The 1,619-nt window shown below is 42.3% G+C and carries 1 protein-coding gene and 2 pseudogenes; 2 read left to right on the top strand and 1 reads right to left on the bottom strand.

Annotated features, from left to right (window positions below; all coding sequences use genetic code 11):
- The coding region (gene bioB / locus A3739_RS18060; protein WP_231877103.1) for a biotin synthase BioB at window positions 1-987 on the bottom strand (987 nt) is incomplete at its 3' end.
- A 96-nt stretch (window positions 988-1,083) separates the two neighbouring features.
- On the opposite strand from bioB, the pseudogene A3739_RS31480 reads away from it, so the two are divergent.
- A pseudogene (locus A3739_RS31480) lies at window positions 1,084-1,314 on the top strand (double zinc ribbon domain-containing protein); the annotation flags it as partial.
- A 123-nt stretch (window positions 1,315-1,437) separates the two neighbouring features.
- A pseudogene (locus tag A3739_RS30955) lies at window positions 1,438-1,619 on the top strand (hypothetical protein); the annotation flags it as partial.

A 1,619-nucleotide genomic window follows, 5' to 3' on the forward strand; every position in this document is an offset into this window, starting at 1 on the left:
AGCTTCTTGTGTTTCATCAGACTCTTCAATACGCTGCTCTGGACGCAAGCCTAAGCGCTTAAATAGCTGCATATCTTTGTGCGCTTCGGGGTTAGGAGTAGTTAGCAAGCACTCTCCATAAAAGATCGAGTTAGCACCCGCCATAAAGGTAAGCGCTTGCATTTCATCGCTCATCGATTCACGTCCAGCAGACAAGCGGACATGACTTTTCGGCATCATAATGCGCGCTACAGCAATGCATCGAATGAAATCGAACGGATCAACATCCTCCACATCTTCTAAGGGTGTTCCTTTTACCTTAACGAGCATATTAATAGGAACACTCTCAGGTTGCTGCGGCAAATTAGCAAGCTGCACTAGCAAGCCAATACGATCTGATGCGCGTTCACCCATACCAATAATGCCACCACTACATATTTTCATACCTGCATCACGCACATGCTGCAAGGTATCAAGACGATCTTGGTAGCTTCGTGTGGTAATGATCTTGTCGTAAAAGTCAGGCGACGTATCTAGGTTGTGGTTGTAGTAATCCAAACCTGCATCTGCCAACTCTTGAGCCTGATCATCTCTCAACATACCGAGAGTCATACACGTTTCTAAGCCCAATTCTTTAACACCCTTGACCATTTCTAATACGTAAGGGAGGTCTTTATCACTCGGATGCTTCCAAGCGGCTCCCATACAGAAACGACTACTTCCTTTTTCCTTAGCTTGCTTAGCTTTTGTTAATACCGCTTCCACTTGCATCAGCTTCTCTTTTTCAAGGCCAGTATTGTAATGTCCACTTTGCGGACAGTACTTGCAATCTTCAGGGCATGCACCAGTTTTGATAGATAGCAAAGTGCTCACTTGCACTTCATTTGGATCAAAATGTTGGCGGTGAACCACTTGAGCTTTGAACAGTAAATCATTAAATGGGAGATTAAAAAGTTCCTCTACTTCCTTTTTATCCCAGTCATGCCTTACCACACCTAGTTCATTCATATTCATCTTGGCCAAACGCCTCTCTTGCTATCTATTTAATGAGGAAATTAATGTTGATATGTTACATTGCTTGGCATCAACACAAGGATAGTGTGAATGATAAAGTCAGATCAAGACTTGTCAACCAAAATCAGAAGACTGGTTAACAAGTCAAAATACCTTTTCAATACGCCATACAAGCACCTACTCTTAAATCGCTGTCATTTATGTAACAAGCATTCTGACTCGCACAACGCTTTGTGCAAAAACTGCTTGGAGGACATTCAGGCAAGCCAACCTAAGTGCGCTACATGTTCAATCACAGTCAGAGCTCATGAATCCATATGTAACGACTGCAAAAATACTCAGCCTTACTTTGATCAAATTTTCGCTCCATGCTCATACGAATTCCCAATCTCAAAGCTATGCCACGACTTTAAATTTCTCGCAAAAAAATACATAGCCGAATCGATGTCGATTGCTATTATTGAAAACAGAAAACTAAGTAACGCAGATTACCCTGACCTCTTGTGCGCTATCCCTATGCACCCCAAAAAACATGAGGAACATCAGTTCGACCAAGCTAACGAACTTGCTACACGGCTAAGTCATAAAACTGGCATTCGATATCGCAACAATTTGCTTGTTAAAAC

Source organism: Oleiphilus sp. HI0067 (assembly GCF_001635735.1).